Consider the following 19,736-nt stretch of genomic DNA (forward strand, 5'->3'; position numbering starts at 1 on the left):
GTCCCGACAGGTCGTTGAGTGTGGCGAGGGCGCGCACCTCACACCCGGGTCCTGCTCGCTGGCCGGCGCCGGGGGCCCCCGGGGGCGCCGGGGCGGGCGGGCGCCGCGGGGCGCGCGGGCGGGCGGCGGAAGGCGGTCCGCACGAAGAAGGTCATGGTCGGGACCACGTACGCGGTCCACGCGATCGCCTGCAGCCAGGTGGTGGCCGGCGTGAAGTTGAGGACGCCCTTCAGCAGCGTGCCGTACCAGCTGGTCGGCGGGACGGCGGCCGAGACGTCGAACGCCAGGCTGTGCAGGCCGGGGAGGATGCCGGCCTCCTGCAGGTCGTGGACGCCGTAGGACAGCACGCCGGCGGCGACGAGCACGAGGAATGCGCCGGTCCAGGCGAAGAACTTCTGCAGGTCGAGCCGCATCACGCCCCGGTACAGGGCCCACGCGACGAGCACCGCCGTGGCCAGGCCGAGGGCGGCCCCCAGCAGGGGAGCGGCGGTGCCGCCGCGGGCGCCGGTGGTGGTCGCCTGCGCGCTCGCCCACAGGAACAGCGCGGTCTCCAGGCCCTCGCGGCCGACGGCCAGGCAGGCCATCACGACGACGGCCCGGCGGCCGGCCGCGGCGGCGTCGTCCAGCTTGTGCTGCAGGTCGCCCTTGAGGTGCCGGGCGGTGCGCGCCATCCAGAAGATCATCCAGGTCACCAGGCCCACGGCGACGATCGACAGGGAGCCGCCGATCGCCTCCTGCGCGGTGAACGACAGGCCCTGCGGCCCGAACGTCAGCAGCGCGCCGAACCCGAGCGACACGACCACCGCGACCCCGACGCCGGCCCACAGCGCGGGCAGCAGGTCCCGGCGCGCGGTGCGCACCAGGTAGGCGATGAGGATGCTGACGACGAGGGCGGCCTCGAGGCCCTCGCGCAGGCCGATCAGGTAGTTCGCGACCATCGGGCGGCTCCCGCGCGGGTGGTGGTGGACGGCACGTGCGCGCCCCGCCGGCGGTGCCCGGAGCGGGCTCTCGGCCGGTAAGGCGAGGCGAACCTTACTCGCGCCGCGGGGTGCGGCGGTACACCGTTCCGGGCCGCGATCGCACAGGCGCGGGACCGACCGAAAGACGTCCCACGTCAGGGGGGCAAATCGGGACTTTCGTCCCCGCGTCGCCGCTGCCTGCCCGCTGTCGTCGCGCGTCGGGCGGCGGGCGCTGCACGAACGACGCACGGGGACACCGGCCGCCACGCCAACGACCCCGGGCGCCGGCGTCGGCCCCCCTAATGCGCACGCAATGGACGTCGCGTGCCGCACGAAAGGTATTTCCGGTCGATTGTGCGCGGGTGCGCAGCGGAGCGCCGCGACGCGCGCTCCATTCGATGAAACCGCAGGTCAGAGCCACTTTTGCTTTGGTGTCGGCGGCCCGGTGCAATGGAGCCACGTGTTCGTCGATCGGTTCTTCAGCTGCAGGAGGTGTCGTGGTTTCTCGTCCCGGCCCGGCGTCGCTCCTCCCGTTCGACCTCCCGTTCGACGCGGACCCCACGGTGGTCGCCCTCGCGCTGGGCGCCGTGGGTGTGCTGGCGGCTGTCGCGCTCCTGGTCGTGCTGCGGACACGCCGGCAGCGGGCGGCGCGCGGTCGGCCTCCTGCCGGCGCCGCCCCCGCGACGGGCCCGGCCTCCGCCGGGCCGGGCCCGGCACCCGCCGGGTCGGGGGTCGCCCCCGAGGCCCCCGGCCCGGACCGGGTCGCCCCCCTGCTCGGCTACGTCCCGGTGCCCGAGGGCGCGTCGGCGCTCTCACCCGCCGCCGGACTGCCGGCGCTCGCCCCCGGCGCGGCCGGCGCGCCACGCTCCGGCCCCGTCGCGGCCGTCTCCGTCCCGGACGAGGCCGCAGCCGCGCCCCGGTCCGCCCCCGACCCCCGCGCCGCCTCCTCGGCCGCGTTCGCCGTGGCCGCGCGCCGCGACATCTCGCTGCTCAACCGCCAGCTCCAGGCGCTGGACGAGCTCGAGCAGACGGAGACCGACCCCGACACGCTCCAGCAGCTGTTCCTGCTCGACAACCTGACGATGCGGCTGCGCCGGGGTGCGGAGTCGCTGCTCGTGCTCGCGGGCAGCCCGCCGGGCCGGCGGGTGCGCGAGGCCATCCCGGTCTCGGACGTCGTCCGCACCGCCAGCGCGCAGATCGAGGCGTACGAGCGGGTCCGCGTCGACCTCACCGACGACCCGCCGCTGGCCGCGGTGCACGTGGTGCCGGTCGCGCACCTGCTCGCGGAGCTGCTGGAGAACGCCACGGTGTTCTCCGCGCCGGACACGGTGGTGGACGTCGTGGGCCGGTGCGACCCCGAGGCCATGCACGTGACGGTCCGGGACAGCGGGCTCGGCATGACGGCCGACGAGCTGGAGCGCGCGGGCGCCGCCCTCGCGTCGCGGGCCGGGGTGTCCGCGGGGACGGACCGGCTCGGCCTGGTCGTCGTCGGACGCATCGCGGACCGGCTCGGCGTCGACGTGGCGTTCGCCTCCCGGTGCGACGGTCCGGGCACCGAGGTCACGGTGCGGCTGGCCCGGGAGCTGTTCGACGTCGCCGGCCCCGACGAGGAGCTGCCCCGGGGTGCCGAGCAGGTGCTGCCCGAGCCGGTGCTGGCCGAGCCGGTGGTGCTGCCGCCCGTCCTGGACCCCGACACGCTCGCGCCGCCGCTCGCCGGGCACGCGGGGCTGCCGCCGCTGCCGGACGCCTACGTGCCCGAGCGCACCGCCGACCAGGTGCCGGGCCACCGCGCGGACGTCCCCGGCCCCCGGCGCAGCGCCCGGTCGCGGGCGCACGCCGCGGAGGCCCTGTCGCCCGAGCACGCGGCGCTGCCGTCCTTCGACGCGATCCTCGCCGGGACCCCGGGCGGCGACGCGGGCGCGCTGCCGGTGCGCCCGACGGCGGCCCCCGCCCTGCCGGCCGAGCCGCCGGCGTACGGCTTCGTGCAGCCGCACCCCGACGTGCCGCACGCCCCGGGGTCGCCCGCCCCGGGGTCGCCCGCCCCGACGACCCGCCGCCACGCCGCGCGCCCGGCCACCGAGCCGGTCCCGGCGACGGATCCGGTGCTCGCGCCGTCGCTCGCCCCACCGGCCGTGCCGGGGCCGCCGAGCCCCCTGCCGGGCGGGCCCGGGGCCGCGGTGGCGGGCCGGACGTTCCTGCCGCAGGGGCCCGACCCGGACGCGGCCCGGTCGGCCGGGGACCCGGCGGACGCGTCGCGCGCCTGGACCGGCGAGCAGTCGTCGCTCGCCGAGCGCGCCTCGCTCCAGCAGCAGGCGCTGGCCGCGCTGAGCAGCATGTCGTCCTACCGCCCGCAGGTCGCCGACACGGGCGGCGGGACCCTCGCCCGGCGGTCCCCGGCCGCGGTCGACGCCGCGGCGGACCTCGCGGAGGAGGCCATCGTCCGCGATGCCGAGGCCCTGCGCGCCCGGCTGACGGCCTTCCGCGACGCCACCCGGCGCGGCCGCGCGAACGGCACGTCCGCCCCCCTCGACCTCCCTGCCCCGCCACCGCTCGCCGAGGAGATGCGATGACCGACCCGACACCGCGCCGCCGGGAGTTCGTCTGGCTCCTGGACGAGTTCGTGCGCGCCACCCCCGGAACGACGTTCGCGCTGGTCGTCTCCGCCGACGGGCTGCTGATGACCATGTCGCACGGAGTCGACCGCACCCGCGGCGACCAGCTCGCGGCGATCGTCGCCGGCATCTCCAGCCTGACCCGCGGCGCCGCACGTGAGCTCGGCGGCCGCCAGGTCGCGCAGTGCGTCGTCGAGCTGGACTCCGGCTTCCTCGTGCTGATGAACGTCTCGGGCGGGTCCGTGCTCGCCGTCGCGGCGGACACCACGTGCGACGTCGGCGTCGTCGGCTACGAGATGGCGATGCTGGCGAGCCGCGCGCAGACGACCCTCACCCCGCAGCTGGTGTCCGACCTGCGGCGCGAGCTCCCGGTCGACAGCCCCAGCCGGACGGAGGTCTGACGCCGTGCCCGACTCCCGCCGCGAGCGCCGTGCCGCGCCCGAGGTCCGCCCGTACGTCATCACGGGTGGCCGGACCCGGGCGGAGGGCGACGACGTGCGCCTGGACACGCTGGTGCACGCGGACGGCGCCACGCACCCGGCACTGACCTCGGAGCAGCGCGCGGTGCTCGCCGGGCTGGCGGGCACGTACCTCACCGTGGCGGAGATCGCCTCCCGGATCGGCGTGCCGCTCGGCGTCGCCCAGATCCTCGTCGCCGACCTGGTCCGGGCCGGGGCGGTGCAGGTGCACGACGCGGCTGTCCCCGGGATGGCCGCCGGCGCGGCGGCCGACCAGGAGCAGCGCTACCTCATCCTCGACGTCCTGGAGAGTGTCTACGATGGCATTTCCGCCCTCTGAGGGCCCGCGCCTGCCGGGCCCCGAGCACGGGGTGCCGGACGGCGTCCCGGCCCCGCACGCGAACGGCCACGCCGCGGCGCACCGCGCGCCGGCGCCGACGGTGGTCAAGATCGTCGTCGCGGGCGGGTTCGCCGTCGGCAAGACGACGTTCATCGGGTCGATCTCCGACATCGAGCCGCTGAACACCGAGGCCGCCATGACCGAGCACTCGCTCGGGGTGGACGACGCCGGCGGCCGGACCGCGGCGAAGACCGCCACGACGGTCGCGATGGACTTCGGGCGCATCGCGCTGCCGGGGTCGCTGTGGCTGTACCTGTTCGGCACCCCGGGCCAGGACCGGTTCCTGTTCATGTGGGACGACCTGGTGCGCGGCGCGATCGGCGCCGTCGTGCTGGTCGACACCGACCGGCTCGACCAGTGCTTCCCGGCCGTCGACTACTTCGAGTCCCGGGGTGTGCCGTTCGTCGTCGGGGTGAACTGCTTCGACGGCGTGGCCAAGCACCGCCTGGAGGACGTGCGCGCGGCGCTGGCCATCCCGGCGCACGTGCCGGTGCTGTACACCGACGCCCGGTCCCGCACGGCGACGAAGCAGGCGCTGCTCACCCTGGTGCGCCTCGCGATGGAGGGACTGCGCCGTGGCTGACCGGATCGAGCCCACCGGGGCGGTCCGCACGGTCGGTCCGCGGGACGTCATCTTCTCCACGACCGACGGTCGCGGGGTGATCACCAGCGCGAACCAGGGGTTCGCCCGGATCGCCGCGCACCCGTGGTCCGCCCTGGTGGGGGCGCCGCACAACATCATCCGGCACCCGCAGATGCCGGCCGGGGCGTTCAAGCTGATGTGGGACACCCTGCAGGCCGGGCAGCCGTTCTCGGCCTACGTGCAGAACCTCGCCGGCGACGGCGCCGCGTACTGGGTGTTCGCGACCGTCACCCCGCTCGGCGACGGCTACCTGTCCGTGCGGATCGCGCCGGGCGTGGACGCGTTCTGGAGCGCCGCCGCCGGCGCCTACGCGGACGTGCTGGTGGCCGAGCGCCAGGCGCGGGCCGAGGGCCTGGGCGGCGTGGCGGTGGCCGAGGTCGGCTGCGAGCGGCTCGCGGCCCGGATCGGCCAGCTCGGCTTCGCGGACGCCGAGGAGTTCATGCACACCGTGATGCCGGCGGAGGTCCTCGCGATGGCGGGGCGCCGCCAGCCGGTCGACCCCGCCGAGCAGGCCGACGGGCCGGTGGGGGTCGTGCTCAGCACGTGCGTCGCCGTCGACCGGGAGGTCGCCGGGCTGATGGAGCGCCTGGACGGCCTCCACCGGCTCGCCGAGCAGCTGCAGCACGTCGAGCGCGACGCGCTGGCCGCGGTCGCCGCGCTGAGCGAGGTCACCGAGCTGGCGCAGCACGCGTCGGCGACCGTGTCGCAGACCGCCCCGGTCCTGCTGAGCACGGCCGGCGCGATGTCGACGCTCGGGGACGAGGTCGGCGGGATGCTGGCCGAGCTCGCGCCCGAGCTGGCGGCGGCGCGGCGGGCCGTGCTGCGGGTGCGGTTCCGCATCGCGCTCGCGCGCCTGCACGTCGACGCGGTGGTCGACGCCGCCCGGGAGATCGACCGCGGCAGCGTCCAGCTCGGGCCGGAGCACCTGGCGCAGCTGTGCACGTCGCTGCGCGACGACCTGGCCGGCGCCCGCGAGGACCTCGAGGACGGTGCGGCGGTGCTCCGCCGGGTCGGCCTCGGGCTCGAGCTCGCGCACGTGCGGCTGCGGCGCACCGACCGGTTCCTCGCGACCTGGCGCGTGCAGGTGCCGCGCTACCAGGTGTCGCGGCAGCTGGCGCCGTACGTGTCGCCCATCGACGGCCGGCTGCGGATGAGCCACGAGCAGCTCGCGGCGCTGCGCGACCTCGCCGAGCGGTGCGCCGCCGAGGCGGAGCCGTTCGACGACGCGCCGCTGCGCGCGCTGGTCGACCGGGTGGCCGCCGCCGCGGGCGGGCTGTCCCTGTCCGGCGTGCCCCCGCTGAGCACCGCGGGAGGTCTGCCGTGAAGCAGCTCGCGGAGATCCTGCTGGAGCGCGGCCTCGTCGACGAGGACCAGCTGCTCGCCGCCCTCGACGCGCAGGTGGCCACGCGCGCCCCGCTCGGGCCGGCGCTCGTGGCCTCGGGCGCGCTGACCGAGGAGCAGCTGGTCGGCGCGCTCGCCGAGCAGGCGGGCATGACCTACGTCGACCTGGACACCGCCGACCTGGACCCGGCCGCGGTCGCGCTGGTCCCGGGCCCGGTGTGCCGGCGGCACGTCGCGCTCCCGGTGCGGATCGAGGACGGCGCGCTGCTGGTCGCGATGGCCGACCCGGGCAACGTGCTCGCGCTCGACGACCTCCGGTCCCTGACCGGCCGCGCCGTGCGCCCGGTCGTCGCCTCGCGCCGCGCGCTGGAGTCCGCGATCGACCGCTGGGTGCGCGCGGACTCCGAGATCGCCGACCTCAGCCAGTCGATGCAGGAGGCCCAGACCACGTCGGGGGAAATCGCCGAGATCGGCGACGTCCTCGACGCCGACACCCCCGTGGTGCGCTGGGTCAACCTGCTCGTCACGCAGGGCATCGCCGACCGGGCCTCCGACATCCACGTCGAGCCCGCCGAGCACGAGCTGCGGGTGCGGTACCGGATCGACGGCGTGCTCAAGGAGCAGCAGCCCGCCCCGAAGGGCATGCAGGCCGCGATCCTGTCCCGGATCAAGGTCATGTCGGACATCGACATCGCCGAGCGGCGCAAGCCGCAGGACGGCCGCATGTCGGTGGTGCACCAGGGCCAGAAGATCGACCTGCGCGTCGCGTCCCTGCCGACCGTGTGGGGCGAGAAGATCGTCATGCGGGTGCTGGACAACTCGACCGCGCGGCTCGCCCTGCGCGACCTGTCGTTCTCCGAGCGCAGCTTCGAGGTCTACCAGCGGGCCTACTCCAAGCCGTACGGGATGATCCTCGTCACCGGCCCGACCGGCTCCGGCAAGTCGACGACGCTCTACGCGACCGTGAACGCGGTGTCGAAGCCGGAGATCAACGTCATCACGGTCGAGGACCCGGTGGAGTACCGGCTGCCGGGCATCAACCAGGTGCAGGTCAACCCGAAGGCCGGCCTGACGTTCGCCGGCGCGCTCCGGTCGATCCTGCGCTCGGACCCCGACGTCGTGCTGCTCGGCGAGATCCGCGACCACGAGACGGCGCAGATCGCCGTCGAGGCGTCCCTCACCGGGCACCTGGTGCTCTCGACGCTGCACACCAACGACGCCGCGTCCGCCGTGACCCGCCTCGTGGAGATGGGCATCGAGCCGTTCCTCGTCGGGTCCGCGCTGGACGCCGTCGTCGCCCAGCGGCTCGCCCGCCGGCTGTGCACCAAGTGCCGCGAGCCGTACGAGCCCGCCTCGGCCGAGCTGCGTTCCGCCGGGTTCACCTGGCCGGACCCCACGCGCCCGGTCGAGCTGTTCCGGCCCGTCGGCTGCCCCGCGTGCTCCGGCACCGGCTACCGCGGGCGGCTCGCGCTGCACGAGGTCATCGAGGTCTCCGAGCCCATCGAGCGGCACGCCGTCGCCCGGTCCTCCGCGCAGGAGGTCGCCGCCACCGCGCACGCCGAGGGCATGGTCTCGCTGCGCGAGGACGGCTGGCAGAAGGTCTGCGAGGGTCGCACCTCGCTCGAGGAGCTCCTGCGGGTGGTCGTATGACGACGCCCTGGTACCAGTCGACGGCCCCGCGGCAGGCCGTCCCGGTGATGGCCGACCTCGTGGAGGCGGTCCCGTACCGGCCCGAGCCGGAGCCCCCCGCGCCCGCGGACCCGCTGGATCTCGTCGTGCAGGAGGGCATCGCGCTCGAGGCGTCCGACATCCACCTGGCTGCCGACCACCCGCCGCTGCTGCGGGTGCACGGCGAGCTGCGGGCCTCCCAGGCCGTCGGCGTGCTCGCCGACGGCGACGTGCGGCGCATGGTCGAGCAGATGGCGTCCCGCCAGCAGCTCGCGCGGTACGACGCCGAGCACGAGCTCGACTTCTCGCACGAGGTCGCCGCCGGGTACGCCGCCCGGGTCAACGTCTACCGGCAGAGCTCTCGGATGGCCGTCGCCATGCGGCTGATCCCGGACCGGATCAAGGGCCTGGACCAGCTCGGCCTGCCGCCCGTGGTCGCCTCGTTCGCGGCCTTGCCGCGCGGGCTCGTGCTCGTCACCGGCCCGACCGGATCCGGCAAGTCCATGACCCTCGCCGGCATCCTCGACCTGGCCAACCGCACCCGCCCCGACCACATCCTCACGGTCGAGGACCCCATCGAGTACCGGCACCACTCGCACCGCTGCCTGATCACCCAGCGCGAGATCGGCGACGACACCGACTCGTTCGCGGCCTCGCTCCGGCACGCGCTGCGGCAGGACCCCGACATCATCCTCATCGGCGAGATGCGCGACCCGGAGACCATCCAGACCGCGCTCACCGCCGCCGAGACCGGGCACCTCGTGTTCGCGACCCTGCACACGCAGGACGCCGCGCGCAGCGTGGAACGCATCGTCGACTCCTTCCCGGCCGACGGGCGGGAGCTGGTGCGCACCCAGCTCGCCGGCACCCTGCGCGGCATCGTGTCCCAGACCCTGTGCCGCCGCGCCGACGGCGGCGGCCGGGTGCCCGCGGTCGAGGTGCTCCTCAGCACCCCCGCGGTGCGCGCCCTGATCCGCGAGGGCCGGCAGCACCAGCTCTACTCGACCATCCACTCCGGCGGCGACGTCGGCATGCAGACCCTCGACCAGGCGCTGTCCACGCTGGTGCTCCAGGGGGTCATCACCTACGAGACCGGGCTGGACAAGGCGCGCGACGTCGAGGCGTACGAGCGCCTCTGCGGCCGGGCCGCCGGCTACGGCGCCAGGGTGGGGGTGCGCTGATGGCCGGCGGGATGAAGACGTTCGAGTACGCCGTCGTCGGGCCGGACGGCCGCCAGGTCACCGGACGGATCGAGGCGTCGACCGAGCGCGCGGTGGCCACCCGGCTGCGCGAGCTGAACCTGGTGCCGACCTCGATCGCCGAGGTCGCGAGCTCCGGCATGAACAAGGAGCTCTCGCTCGGCGGCAAGAAGGTCAAGCCGAACGACGTCGCCGTGGTCATCCGGCAGCTCGCGACGATGGTCCGGGCCGGCCTGCCGCTGCCGCGGGCGCTCAACGTGCTGGTCGACCAGTCCGAGAAGCCCGCGCTCACCGAGGTGCTGCGCGACCTGAACGCCGAGGTCGGCGGCGGTGCCTCGCTGGGCGAGGCCGTGGACCGGCACGCGAACGTGTTCCCGCCCGTGGCGCGGGCGTTGATCGCGGCGGGCGAGGTCGGCGGTTTCCTCGACGAGGCGCTGGCGTCGGCCGCCGCGGGGATGGAGTCGGACCTGAAGCTCCGGCGCACGATCAAGGGGGCGATGGTCTACCCGATCGTCGTGCTCGGGATCGCGGTGCTGGCCTCGGTCGTGATGCTGGTGTTCATCGTGCCGGTGTTCGCCTCGATCTTCGAGGGGCTCGACGCGGAGCTGCCCGCCCCGACGCAGGCGCTGGTCGTGCTGTCGGACGTGGTGGTCGTGGCCGCGCTCCCGCTGGCCGCCGCGATCGGCGCGTTCGCGTGGTGGTGGAAGCGGCACCGGCGCGACCTCAAGGTCCGCGAGGCCGTCGAGCCGCGGCTGCTGAAGGCCCCGCTCGTCGGGACGCTGATGCGCAAGCTCGCGATCGCCCGGTTCACCCGCAGCCTGTCCACGATGGTCAGCTGCGGCGTCGCCCTGGCCCGCGCGCTGGAGGTGGTCGGGCCCACCAGCGGCAACATCGTGATCGAGCAGGCGGCCGCGCAGGCGGGGGAGTCCGTGCGCGGCGGCGAGTCGTTCGCCGAGAGCCTCGAGCGCACCGGCGTGCTGCCGTCCCTCGTCGTGCAGATGGTCACCGTCGGCGAGGACGCCGGTGACCTCGACGGGATGTTGAAGCACGTCGCGGACTTCTACGACGACGAGGTCATGAAGGGAACGGAGGCGCTGACCAGCGCCCTGGAGCCGCTGCTTCTCGTGCTGATCGGCGGAATCGTCGGCGGAATGCTGCTGGCGCTGTACATGCCCATTCTGACGGTGACGAGCGAGATGTGATGGAAATGGTGATGGCAATGAGAAGAATGCGACGGCGCACCGACCTGCGCGACGAGGGATTCACGCTCACGGAGCTGCTGGTCGTGATCGTGATCATCGGCATCCTCGCGGCAGTCGCGGTGCCGCTCTACATCAACCAGCAGTCGCGCGCCCGGGACTCGGCCGCCCAGTCGGACGTGTCCGGGCTCGGGCGGGAGATCCAGACGCAGCTGGTCACGGAGGACGTGACGAGGATCCGGGTCGGATACGGGCCGCTCGTCGGCGGCGGCACCGCCGGGGTGACGTACCGGGTCTCGGCCGGCAACGGCGCGGCGGGCACCTGGGAGAGCCTCGGCCGGGTCTCGGCCCATGTGTTCCTGGCGCAGGCGAGCGGTGCGGCCCAGAGCAAGGGCGGCACCTTCGTCACCAGCCCCGAGGGCAGCTGGAGCGGGTTCCCGCTGATCATCCACGACCCCATCAACCCGACCGCCACGAACCTGACCGAGACCAACTGGTGCGTCCACGTGTCCGTCGACAACGGCAAGCCGACGTGGGGCATCTGGCGTTACTCGGCTCAGCGCGGGCTGGAGGACGGGCGCTGCGGCCAGTACTGAGCTGCACCGCCCACCACGGATCTGCCGTCGACAGCCGCCCGCACCGGTGCCCCCCCGCGGCGACGGACGAGGACGCGGTGCCGGACCGCGACCTCGACACCCTGCACCACCTGGAAACGAACACGGAGGACAGAGAGATGTCTGCACGCCTGAGGCGAGCACGTGAGGACGACAGCGGCTTCACCCTCACCGAGCTGCTCGTCGTCATCGTCATCATCGGGATCCTGGCCGCGGTCGCGGTCCCGCTGTACATCAACCAGCAGGCGCGGGCGAGGGACTCGGCCGCCCAGTCGGACGTGTCCGGCATCGGGCGGGAGATCCAGACCCAGCTGGTGACGGCCAATCCCACGGCCATCCGGATCGGCATGGACTTCGATGCCGGCACTCCGCCGGCCCCGACGAACTACAAGATCCAGGGCGCCGCCGGCGTGACCCCGGAGATCCTCGGTGGTGTCTCCACCTCGGTGACGTTGGCGGACGAGACCGGCTCCGCCGTCGCCGACGCGACCACGATGGTCGCGCTGGTGACCTACCCGGGTGTCACGGACCCGGTCGGTCAGCACAACTGGTGCGTCGCCGTCCACACCAAGGACGGGCGGGAGAAGGACTGGCGGTACTCCGCCCAGCGCGGGCTGGAGCAGGGCGACTGCCAGACGGTCTGAGCAGCCGACACCGCGCTCGTCCGGCGTCCGACGGCTGAGCGCCACAGCCGACGCCCGTCCCCGAGACATCGTCCCGGGGACGGGTGTCGGTTCCGCACCGAGCAGAGAGAGAACCCCACACGTGACCAACCGACGCATCGGCGTCGACCTCGGCCGCACCGCGGTCCGGGTCGCCGAGGTCGACGGCGCGCCCGGCAAGCGGCTGCGGCTGCTGCGGTTCGGCGAGCACCCCCTGCCCCCGGGCTGCGTGGAACGGGCGGAGGTGATCGACCCCAAGCGGGTGTCCGCGGCCGTCCGGCGGGCGTGCAAGGCCGCCGGCGTGCGCAGCCGGGACGTCGTGCTCGGCGTCGCGGGCGAGCACGCGATCGTCCGCCCGATGACGCTGCCCGCGGCGAGCCGCGAGCAGATGCGCGCCTCGCTGCCGTTCCTGGTGCAGGAGAGCCTGCCCGTGCCGGTCGCGGACTGCGTGCTCGACTTCTACCCGATCCGCCGCGACGGGCAGGAGGTCGAGGGGCTGCTGGTCGCCGTGCCGGACGCCGCCACCGCCGCGGCGGTGCAGGCGGTCGAGCAGGCCGGACTGCGCGTGGTGGGCGTGGACCTCGCCGCGTTCGCCCTGGTCCGCGCGGTGGTCGTACCGCAGGGCCCGCACGCCGTGACCGCCGTCGTGGACGTGGGCGCCGACGGGATGCAGATCGTGGTGGCCGAGCGTGGCGTGCCGCAGCTGGTGCGGTTCGGCGCGGTCGCCGGCGAGGCGCTGGTCGCGGAGCTCGCCCGGATCCTGCAGGTGGACCCGGGTACCGCCGAGCAGGCGCTGCACGGTGAGCGCGCGCTGCACGGGGACCTCGCGCCGATGATCGCCGGGCACACCGAGCGGATGGCCGCGACCGTCGCCGAGACGCTCGCGTTCCACGCGCAGAGCGGCAACCGCCCCGTCGAGGCGGTGCTGCTGACCGGCCGCGGGGCCGGCCTGCTCGGCTTCGGCCAGTACCTCGCCACGTTCGCGCGGGTCCCGGTGTCGCTGCCGCGGGCCGACGGGGTGTTCGCGGTGGACGGCAGGGCGGCCCGCACCTGTGACGGGAGCCTGCCCGCCTGGGCGGTCGCCGCGGGCCTGGCGGTCGGGGGTGCTGCATGAGCCCGCTGCGCCAACGCGACGGCGCACCGGGGGTCGAGCACGCCGCCGGGTCGAGCGCCACGACGGTGCCCGTCGTCGACCTGCTCCCCGACCTCGTGCGACGCCGGCGCGCCCTGCGGGCGGTCCGGCTCAAGTGCGTCGCGCTGCTGCTCGCGGTGGCGCTCGCGTTGGTCGGGGCGCTCGCGTGGGGGATGAGCACGCGGTCCACGGCGAGCTCTCGCCAGACCGCGGCGCAGGCGGAGTCCGACAACCTCGCCGCGCAGATCGCCACCTACGCGGACCTGGTGACATTGCGCTCGGACATCTCCGCCGTCCGCTCGGCGATCGCCGAGGCGATGCGCAACGAGGTGCTGTGGGCGGACTTCGTCCGGCACGTCCGGGGGAGCGTCCCGACCTGGGCCCTGATGGAGAGCATGTCGATCACCATGACGTTCGACTCGGACTACGAGGACCGCGCGGACGACGACCCGTTCGACCCCGGCCCCGCGATCGGCACCATCACCTGGGTGGCGCACGTGCCGACCCTCCAGCAGAGCGGGCAGCTGCTCACGGCGCTGGACGCGATCGACGGGCTGTTCGGCGCGACGTTCACCTCGGTCGAGCGCGACGAGCAGACCGGCGTCCACAAGGTGTCCGGGACGGTGCGGATCGACGACTCCCGGCGCTCGCAGCGGTACGTCGAGACGACGGACGCGGCCGCCGGCACGGCCCCGGAGGAGGAGGCGGCATGAGGGGAGCGACCAGGCTGTGGTGGGCGGGGACCGTGGTCATCGCCCTGCTGCTCGCCGCCGGCTGCTGGTTCCTCGCGCTGTCGCCGATGCTGGACGAGGCGCACGAGGCCGGCACCGCGGCGGACCGGACCGAGCAGACGAACGACGACCGGCGGCTGGAGATCGCGCGCCTCGCGGCCGACCGGGAGAACCAGCCGGCGCTGGACGCGGAGCTCGCCGACCTCCGGCGGCACTTCCCGACGACGCTCGAGCTCGAGTCGTTCGTCCAGCAGCTCGCGGACCTGTCCGCCCGGTCCGGCGCGGTGGTCACCTCGGTGTCCCGTGCGGAACCGGCGGCGACCGACGTCGGCGGTGGACGGTTGTACCAGGTGAAGGTGGACCTGTCCGTCGACGGCACCTTCGACCAGAAGATGCAGTACCTGAGCGACCTGCAGTCGATGGACGACCGGCTGCTCCTGGTCACCGCGTGGAACAACCCCGGTACCGACACCATGACCATCACCGGCTCCACCTTCGTCCTCGTCGACGCCGCCGCGGTCCCGCCCGCGGAGACCTCCGCCGAGGAGGCCGCCGACCCCGACGGCGAGGACTCGCCGTGACCTCCCGACGGCGCCTGGCCCGGCTGCGCAGCACCCGCGACGACGGCTTCACCCTGGTCGAGTCCGTCGTCGCGACCACGCTGTTCGGCATCTTCGCCGCGAGCCTGCTCACCTTCGTGATGGGCACGTTCCGGATGTCGGTGGAGACGCAGCGCCGGGTGGCCGCCACCCACCTCGCGTCGTCGGTCGTCGCGGAGGCCCGGGAGCTCGCGGCTCAGCCCCTCGCCGCCGCCGCGGGCGGTCCGGTCACGCCGACGATCGACCCGACCTTCCTGGACGACGCGAGCACCGTCGAGGTCGGCGGCGTCCCGTTCCAGGTGACCCGGTCCGCCCGGGTCGTGACCCCCGAGGGCGACGACGTGTGCAGCGCGGGGCTCTCGGCCGCCGTGGCGTCCGCCGCTCTGGTCGAGGTCGCCGTCGAGGTGTCCTGGGAGACCGGCTCCTCGCCGGTGCGGCTGACCGAGCGCGCGGCGCTCGCGGAGCGGTCGTTCGTGGCCGTCCGGGTGCACGACGAGACGGCGCCGGTCGGCGGCCTGGGGGTCGAGCTGCTCACGTCGACCCAGCGCACCGGCGGGACGCCCACCGTGACCTCGGCGACGACGAGCGCCGAGGGCTGCGCGCTGTTCGAGGTGGACCCGACTGCCGACCCCGCGCCGCACCACTGGTACGCGGTCCAGGCGGGCGACGCGGCGCAGACGTCCGCCCAGTACGTGACTGCCGACGGCCGGTTCAGCACCGGCGCGCAGTACCTCGGCCGGGCCGAGGCCGGGACGGTCCGGTCCGCCGTCGTCGAGGTGCGGCGCGAGGCGACGCTGCGGTTCACGGTGCTGGACGAGGCGGGGGACGCGCTCGTCGGCCCCGACCTGGACGACCTGCCCGTCACGCTGGTGCCGGCCGACGGCGCGGCGTCCGAGCAGGTCCGGAGCACCGCCGAGATCGACGACGCTGTGGTCGCCGACGACCGCACGCTGACGTCGTGGCGGTACCCGATGCGGCACCTGGACCTGGCCACGGACGCCGTCTGGTGGGACGGCACGCCGGGCCTGGTGCCCGATCAGGCCGTCCTCACGCTGCACCCCGACGACCAGGAGATCGCGCACGACGGGTCGGCGACGGTCGAGGTGGCCGCCACCGGGGACGAGCCGCTGCACGTGCTGTGGCAGGCGTCGAGCACCGGGGGGCTCTACTGGGCCGATGTCGTCGAGGGCGAGGAGCTGTTCGAGCTGGAGCTCGTCGCCGGGGCGGTGCTGCCCGGTAACTACCGCGTGGCGGACGGCCTGATGGTCCGTGCCGTCGTGTCGAACGCGATCGGGTCCGACGTCTCGCGCGGTGCGACGATCCGCGTGCTCACCGAGCAGGGCGAGCTGCCGGATTTCCCGCGGCCGGAGATCACGGTCCCGCCGATGAGCCAGTCGGCCGCGGTCGGCGACCGCCTCACGTTCGAGGCCGAGGGCCTCGGTGAGGGAGAGCTGTGGTTGGTCTGGCAGCGGTCGACCGATCGCGGGCGGACCTGGGAGGACCTGATCATGGAACGGGACCGGTGGACCTGGGAGACCCCTGCCCTCACCCCGCAGGACCACGGCGCCTGGTACCGCGTCGTGGTGGTGGGCCAGGGCTTCGGCAACAACGTGGTGGCGAGCCAGCACGCTGTCGTCTCGCTCTTCCACGACACCCGCGAGTTCACCCTGCGCGCGCTGTGGCCGACTGACTACACGCTGTGGCTCGGGTCCCGTCCCGGGTCGCTGGCGCCGGTGAGCCTGACCCCGGGCGGGACCGTGGACGTCGCGCTCGCCCTGACCGGCGAGGTCCTGGCGGTGCGCAGCGCCGACGGGGTCGTGACGATCGCCCGCGGGGGTGCAGGGTGAACGCACGGCGGTGGCGCGGCGCCCGGCCCCGACGCGCGACGCCGCCCCGCGACGCCGGCGTGACGCTCACCGAGCTCATCGTCGCGATGGCGGTGTTCAGCATCGTCCTGGTCGGCGTCGCGGCGCTCACCGCGGGCATCCAGCGCTCCGACCGCGCGGCGTGGGACCGCGTCGACGACACCGAGGAGGGCCGGTACGCCCTCATGCAGCTGTCTCGGGTGATCGGGCGCGCGGTGGTGCCGGCGACGGTCGGCGGCCGGGAGCGCGCGGCGTTCGCCGACCTCGCGCCGGACGCGCTCACCGTGTACGCGGACCTCGACAACCCGGGCGGTGCGGTCGGGCCGTCACGGGTCGAGTACGCGTTGGCCGCCGGCGAGCTCACCCAGACCACCCGCCGCCCCGTCGACGGCGACCGCGCCACCTACTGCGCCGACGACGACGCGACGCCGGCGTGCGAGGACCGGGTGCAGACCGTCGTGCTCGCGCGTGCGGTGCGGGACGACGCCGAGCCGCTGTTCAGGTACCTCGACGCCGCCGGGGACGAGACCGACGCCCCGCACCTCGTCCGCACCGTGCTGATCTCGCTGGTCGTCCAGCAGGACCCGACGACCGGCGACGAGCCGAGCCGGTTCACCGACCGCCTGACACCCTCGGGGCTGATGCCATGAGCCACCTCCGCCGACGCGACGCCGGCCTGTCCAGCGTGACCGTGCTGTTCACCTTCCTCGCGCTGACCGCGGTGGCGATGGTCACCGCCGTGTACGCGGCGAACGCCGTCCGGCCCGCGGCCCGGCAGGCGCACTGGACCCAGGCAGGCGCCGCCGCCGAGGCGGGCGTCGCCGACTACCAGCAGCGGCTGCTCGACGACCCCGCGTCGTGGCTCGACGTCGACTGCGACGACCCGGCGCTGGTCGGGCAGGACCCCGACGTCCTGGAGCACACCTGCCCCTGGCCCGCCGGGGAGACGGGGTGGGCGCCGGTGACCGAGGGCGACGACCCCGACTCGTCGCCCGCGTACCACTACGAGGTGACGACCGCCCCCGACGAGCTCGACGACGTCTGGGCCACCTCGCTGACCCTGACCGTGACCGGGCGGTCCAGCTCGGTCGAGCGGACGCTGGAGGTGCGGTTCGCCCGGGCGTCGACGGCGGACCACGCGCTGCACCAGGCCACCGACGTGGTCGAGCCGACGACGTGGGCCGAGGGGCGGCGCGCGCTCGGGCTGCCCACCGACCTGGCGGACGGCTGCGGTGCCGGCACGCTGCTGCTCGCCGCCGACCGGGCGGACGACTGCGCCAACCTCGCGACGCTCACGGCCGGGGACTCGATCACGGGGAGCGTCCTGACCCGGGACCGGCTGGCGGTCGGCGGCACCGACCCGACGGCGGAGGGCGCGCTGGTCGACGGCGAGTACGCGACCGCCGACCCCGCCTGCGAACTGGCCGACGACGACGCGGCCACCTGGACGACCTGCGTCGGCGCGGCCGCGGGCGGGGACGCGTCCGCGGCGGAGGCCGAGGCGCTGCTCGGCGGCTGGGCGCCCGTGCAGCGGAGCTGGACCGCGCTGCCGACCAGCACCGCGACGCTGTACGCGGACGTGCCGGGCTGCCACTACTACGGCGCGACCCGGATCATCGGCGAGGGAAGGACGATGCGGGTGTGGTCGCCCGGGACGGACGCCGCGGCGGCACGGGGCGCGGTCGTCGCCGTCCCCGGTGCCGACGGGACGCCCCCGACCTGCGGGACCGGCGTGGTCGACGTCCCCGACGGGCTCGCGGTGGTCGTGTGGACCACGCCGCAGGAGTACGCCGGCGCCGCCGGGACCTGGGCGGTGGACACGCCGCTGAACACCGTCGACCCGCAGGTCGGCGGTGACTCCCGGTACGGCTGGCTGCCGGTCGGGGACCACGGCCCGACCCCGGACCCCGCGCTCGGCCCCGGGTGGCTGACCGGCGTGATCGACCCCGAGACGACCCGGACCACCAAGTGGGCGCGGTACGGGAACCTCTACCTGGAGGGGCAGTTCTCGCCCGGTGCCGACGACGGCGGCGGCGGGCTGACCTTCGTCGCCCAGGAGTCGGTCGTCGTCACCGGCGACGTCCTGCGCACCGGCGCCGGACCCGGCGACGCATGCGCGGAGGACGGCACCGAGTGCCTGCTCGGCGTCGTGGCAGGGCGGGACGTGGAGGTCCTGAACCCCGTCGTCACCGACCTGCCCGGGTCCGGCACCGACGCCGCCGACGCGCGCTGGGACTTCGGACTCGAGATCGGGGGCGTGCTGGTGCGCGAACCCACCGAGGCGGAGAGCCGCGTCGGTTCCTGGTTCGACGCCTGGCCGCACCGGTACAGCGATCAGCGCACCGGCGTCCCGTACCCCGACAAGGCCGCCGGTCCGGGTGTCCAGATCCAGGCCGCCGTCCAGGTGCTGTCCGGGACGCTGCGGGTGCAGCACCACGGGACGTCCGGCGTCGACGTCGTGGTGCACGGGTCGCTGGCGCAGCGGTACGCCGGGGCGTTCGGCCCCGCGGCGGTCGACGGGGACGGTGGGAACTACCCGACGATCGTGCACGACCCCGCCCTGGCGAACGCCGTCCCGCCGTACCTCGCGCCCCTGCTCGGCGAGGCCTGGCGGGTGCGGGCGATCACGGAGCTCGGCGACCGCTGACGGCGGTGCGGCCGGGGCCGGCCGCGGCCGCCGCGCCGCGCCGCCGCGGGCGCCGAGTGGGTACCCGACACGTCGAGTGAGCATCCGCCGACTACTCACTCGACGTGTCGCATGCACACTCGGCGCGCGGGGAGCCCAGCGGGACGGGGAGCGCGGGGCCTGCCCGCGGGGAGCGCGCGGCGGCGCTGGCGTCCGCGCTACGCGAGCAGGCCGAGGTACCAGTCGCCGACCCGCTCGCCGACGGCGATCCCGAGCCACGCCCCGGCGAGCATCCACGGGCCGAACGGGATCCCCGACCGGCGGCCCGCGCGACGCGCCAGCACGAGCCCGACGGCGTACAGGCCGCCGAGCAGGAACGCCGCGAACCCGCCCACCGCCAGCACGTCCCAGCCGAACCACCCGAGGCAGAGGCCGAGCACCCCCGCGAGCTTCACGTCCCCGAGCCCCATGCCGCCCGGGTAGGCCAGCGCTGCGGCGAGGTAGATCGACAGCAGCCCGGCCCCGCCGATCGCCGCGCGGCCGAGCGCGCCCCACGCCGGCTCGCCGCCCGGGTTCCAGGACGCGAGGGCGAGCAGCGCCGCGCACACCGGGTAGGCGGGCAGCACGAGCGCGTCCGGGAGCCGCTGCACGTCCAGGTCGATGAGCGTGAGCGCCACCGACAGCGCCGCCAGGTACAGCAGGGCGGGCAGCGCCCAGGTCGGACCGGCGAGCGCGACCACCCCGCCGAACAGCAGCGCCGTCCCGGCCTCGACCAGCGGGTACCGGGCCGCGATGGGCTCGGCGCAGTCGCGACACCGGCCCCGGAGCAGCAGCCACGACAGCACCGGGACGTTGTCCCGTGGCCGGATGCGGTGCCCGCAGCGGGGGCAGGCGCTCGGGGGGCTCGCGACCGACTCGCCGCGCGGGAGGCGCCACACGACGACGTTGAGGAACGAGCCGATGGCCAGGCCGAGGACGGCGGCGAGGGAGACGAGGGGGGCGGTGGGCACGGGGCTCCTGGCGGGTAG

The 19,736-nt window shown here is 75.1% G+C and carries 18 protein-coding genes; 16 read left to right on the plus strand and 2 right to left on the minus strand.

The genetic code is table 11. The features are described 5' to 3' along the window. Positions 1-38: 38 nt before the first annotated feature. Positions 39-938, minus strand: a complete 900-nt coding sequence (gene efeU, locus MHY85_RS14730; protein ID WP_239197586.1) for an iron uptake transporter permease EfeU — start codon at positions 936-938, stop codon at positions 39-41. A 518-nt stretch (positions 939-1,456) separates the two neighbouring features. Between efeU and MHY85_RS14735 the strand changes: the two genes are divergently transcribed. The 16 genes from MHY85_RS14735 (at position 1,457) to MHY85_RS14810 (ending at position 18,729) form a co-directional block, all read left to right on the plus strand. Further along, positions 1,457-3,529 carry an ATP-binding protein gene (locus MHY85_RS14735; protein WP_239197588.1) on the plus strand — a complete coding sequence of 691 codons (2,073 nt, stop codon included), beginning with the start codon at positions 1,457-1,459 and terminating at the stop codon, positions 3,527-3,529. Beyond that, on the plus strand, positions 3,526-3,972 hold the full coding sequence (locus tag MHY85_RS14740) for a roadblock/LC7 domain-containing protein (RefSeq protein WP_239197590.1): 447 nt from the start codon (positions 3,526-3,528) through the stop codon (positions 3,970-3,972). The genes MHY85_RS14735 and MHY85_RS14740 overlap by 4 nt, the downstream gene beginning before the upstream one ends. Positions 3,973-3,976: 4 nt before the next feature. Next, a complete protein-coding gene (locus MHY85_RS14745; RefSeq protein WP_239197592.1) occupies positions 3,977-4,369 on the plus strand; it encodes a DUF742 domain-containing protein in 393 nt (130 codons plus the stop codon). Further along, on the plus strand, positions 4,350-5,012 hold the full coding sequence (locus MHY85_RS14750; RefSeq protein ID WP_239197594.1) for an ATP/GTP-binding protein: 663 nt from the start codon (positions 4,350-4,352) through the stop codon (positions 5,010-5,012). The genes MHY85_RS14745 and MHY85_RS14750 overlap by 20 nt, the downstream gene beginning before the upstream one ends. Further along, on the plus strand, positions 5,005-6,396 hold the full coding sequence (locus tag MHY85_RS14755; RefSeq protein ID WP_239197596.1) for a PAS domain-containing protein: 1,392 nt from the start codon (positions 5,005-5,007) through the stop codon (positions 6,394-6,396). Before MHY85_RS14750 ends, MHY85_RS14755 begins: the two co-directional genes overlap by 8 nt. Beyond that, positions 6,393-8,063, plus strand: a complete 1,671-nt coding sequence (locus MHY85_RS14760; protein WP_239197598.1) for a GspE/PulE family protein — start codon at positions 6,393-6,395, stop codon at positions 8,061-8,063. The genes MHY85_RS14755 and MHY85_RS14760 overlap by 4 nt, the downstream gene beginning before the upstream one ends. Continuing rightward, the gene (locus MHY85_RS14765) at positions 8,060-9,262 is read left to right on the plus strand and encodes a type IV pilus twitching motility protein PilT (protein ID WP_239197600.1); all 1,203 of its coding nucleotides are present in this window, start codon (positions 8,060-8,062) and stop codon (positions 9,260-9,262) included. Before MHY85_RS14760 ends, MHY85_RS14765 begins: the two co-directional genes overlap by 4 nt. A gap of 11 nt (positions 9,263-9,273) precedes the next feature. Beyond that, a complete protein-coding gene (locus tag MHY85_RS14770) occupies positions 9,274-10,482 on the plus strand; it encodes a type II secretion system F family protein (RefSeq protein ID WP_239197602.1) in 1,209 nt (402 codons plus the stop codon). Between the two features lie 26 nt (positions 10,483-10,508). After that, positions 10,509-11,075, plus strand: a complete 567-nt coding sequence (locus tag MHY85_RS21645) for a prepilin-type N-terminal cleavage/methylation domain-containing protein (RefSeq protein WP_304518961.1) — start codon at positions 10,509-10,511, stop codon at positions 11,073-11,075. A 137-nt stretch (positions 11,076-11,212) separates the two neighbouring features. Next, the gene (locus MHY85_RS21650; RefSeq protein ID WP_304518962.1) at positions 11,213-11,737 is read left to right on the plus strand and encodes a prepilin-type N-terminal cleavage/methylation domain-containing protein; all 525 of its coding nucleotides are present in this window, start codon (positions 11,213-11,215) and stop codon (positions 11,735-11,737) included. A gap of 121 nt (positions 11,738-11,858) precedes the next feature. Next, positions 11,859-12,869, plus strand: a complete 1,011-nt coding sequence (gene pilM / locus MHY85_RS14785; RefSeq protein WP_239197604.1) for a pilus assembly protein PilM — start codon at positions 11,859-11,861, stop codon at positions 12,867-12,869. Continuing rightward, complete coding sequence (locus MHY85_RS14790) at positions 12,866-13,600, plus strand: hypothetical protein (RefSeq protein WP_239197606.1); 735 nt, start codon at positions 12,866-12,868, stop codon at positions 13,598-13,600. The genes pilM and MHY85_RS14790 overlap by 4 nt, the downstream gene beginning before the upstream one ends. Next, positions 13,597-14,199, plus strand: coding sequence for a hypothetical protein (locus tag MHY85_RS14795; RefSeq protein ID WP_239197608.1), 603 nt, complete (start codon positions 13,597-13,599; stop codon positions 14,197-14,199). Before MHY85_RS14790 ends, MHY85_RS14795 begins: the two co-directional genes overlap by 4 nt. Further along, on the plus strand, positions 14,196-16,064 hold the full coding sequence (locus tag MHY85_RS14800) for a prepilin-type N-terminal cleavage/methylation domain-containing protein (RefSeq protein ID WP_239197610.1): 1,869 nt from the start codon (positions 14,196-14,198) through the stop codon (positions 16,062-16,064). The genes MHY85_RS14795 and MHY85_RS14800 overlap by 4 nt, the downstream gene beginning before the upstream one ends. Continuing rightward, positions 16,061-16,732, plus strand: a complete 672-nt coding sequence (locus MHY85_RS14805; RefSeq protein ID WP_308191396.1) for a prepilin-type N-terminal cleavage/methylation domain-containing protein — start codon at positions 16,061-16,063, stop codon at positions 16,730-16,732. Before MHY85_RS14800 ends, MHY85_RS14805 begins: the two co-directional genes overlap by 4 nt. Further along, positions 16,729-18,729: a hypothetical protein gene (locus tag MHY85_RS14810; RefSeq protein ID WP_239197613.1), complete on the plus strand. Its 2,001-nt coding sequence runs from the start codon at positions 16,729-16,731 to the stop codon at positions 18,727-18,729. Before MHY85_RS14805 ends, MHY85_RS14810 begins: the two co-directional genes overlap by 4 nt. Positions 18,730-18,926: 197 nt before the next feature. Here MHY85_RS14810 and MHY85_RS14815 read toward each other — a convergent pair whose 3' ends face one another. After that, positions 18,927-19,718, minus strand: a complete 792-nt coding sequence (locus tag MHY85_RS14815; RefSeq protein WP_239197615.1) for an A24 family peptidase — start codon at positions 19,716-19,718, stop codon at positions 18,927-18,929. Positions 19,719-19,736: the final 18 nt, after the last annotated feature.

Origin of the sequence: Cellulomonas sp. ACRRI (genome assembly GCF_022346185.1) — a bacterium.
Lineage (GTDB): Bacteria > Actinomycetota > Actinomycetes > Actinomycetales > Cellulomonadaceae > Cellulomonas.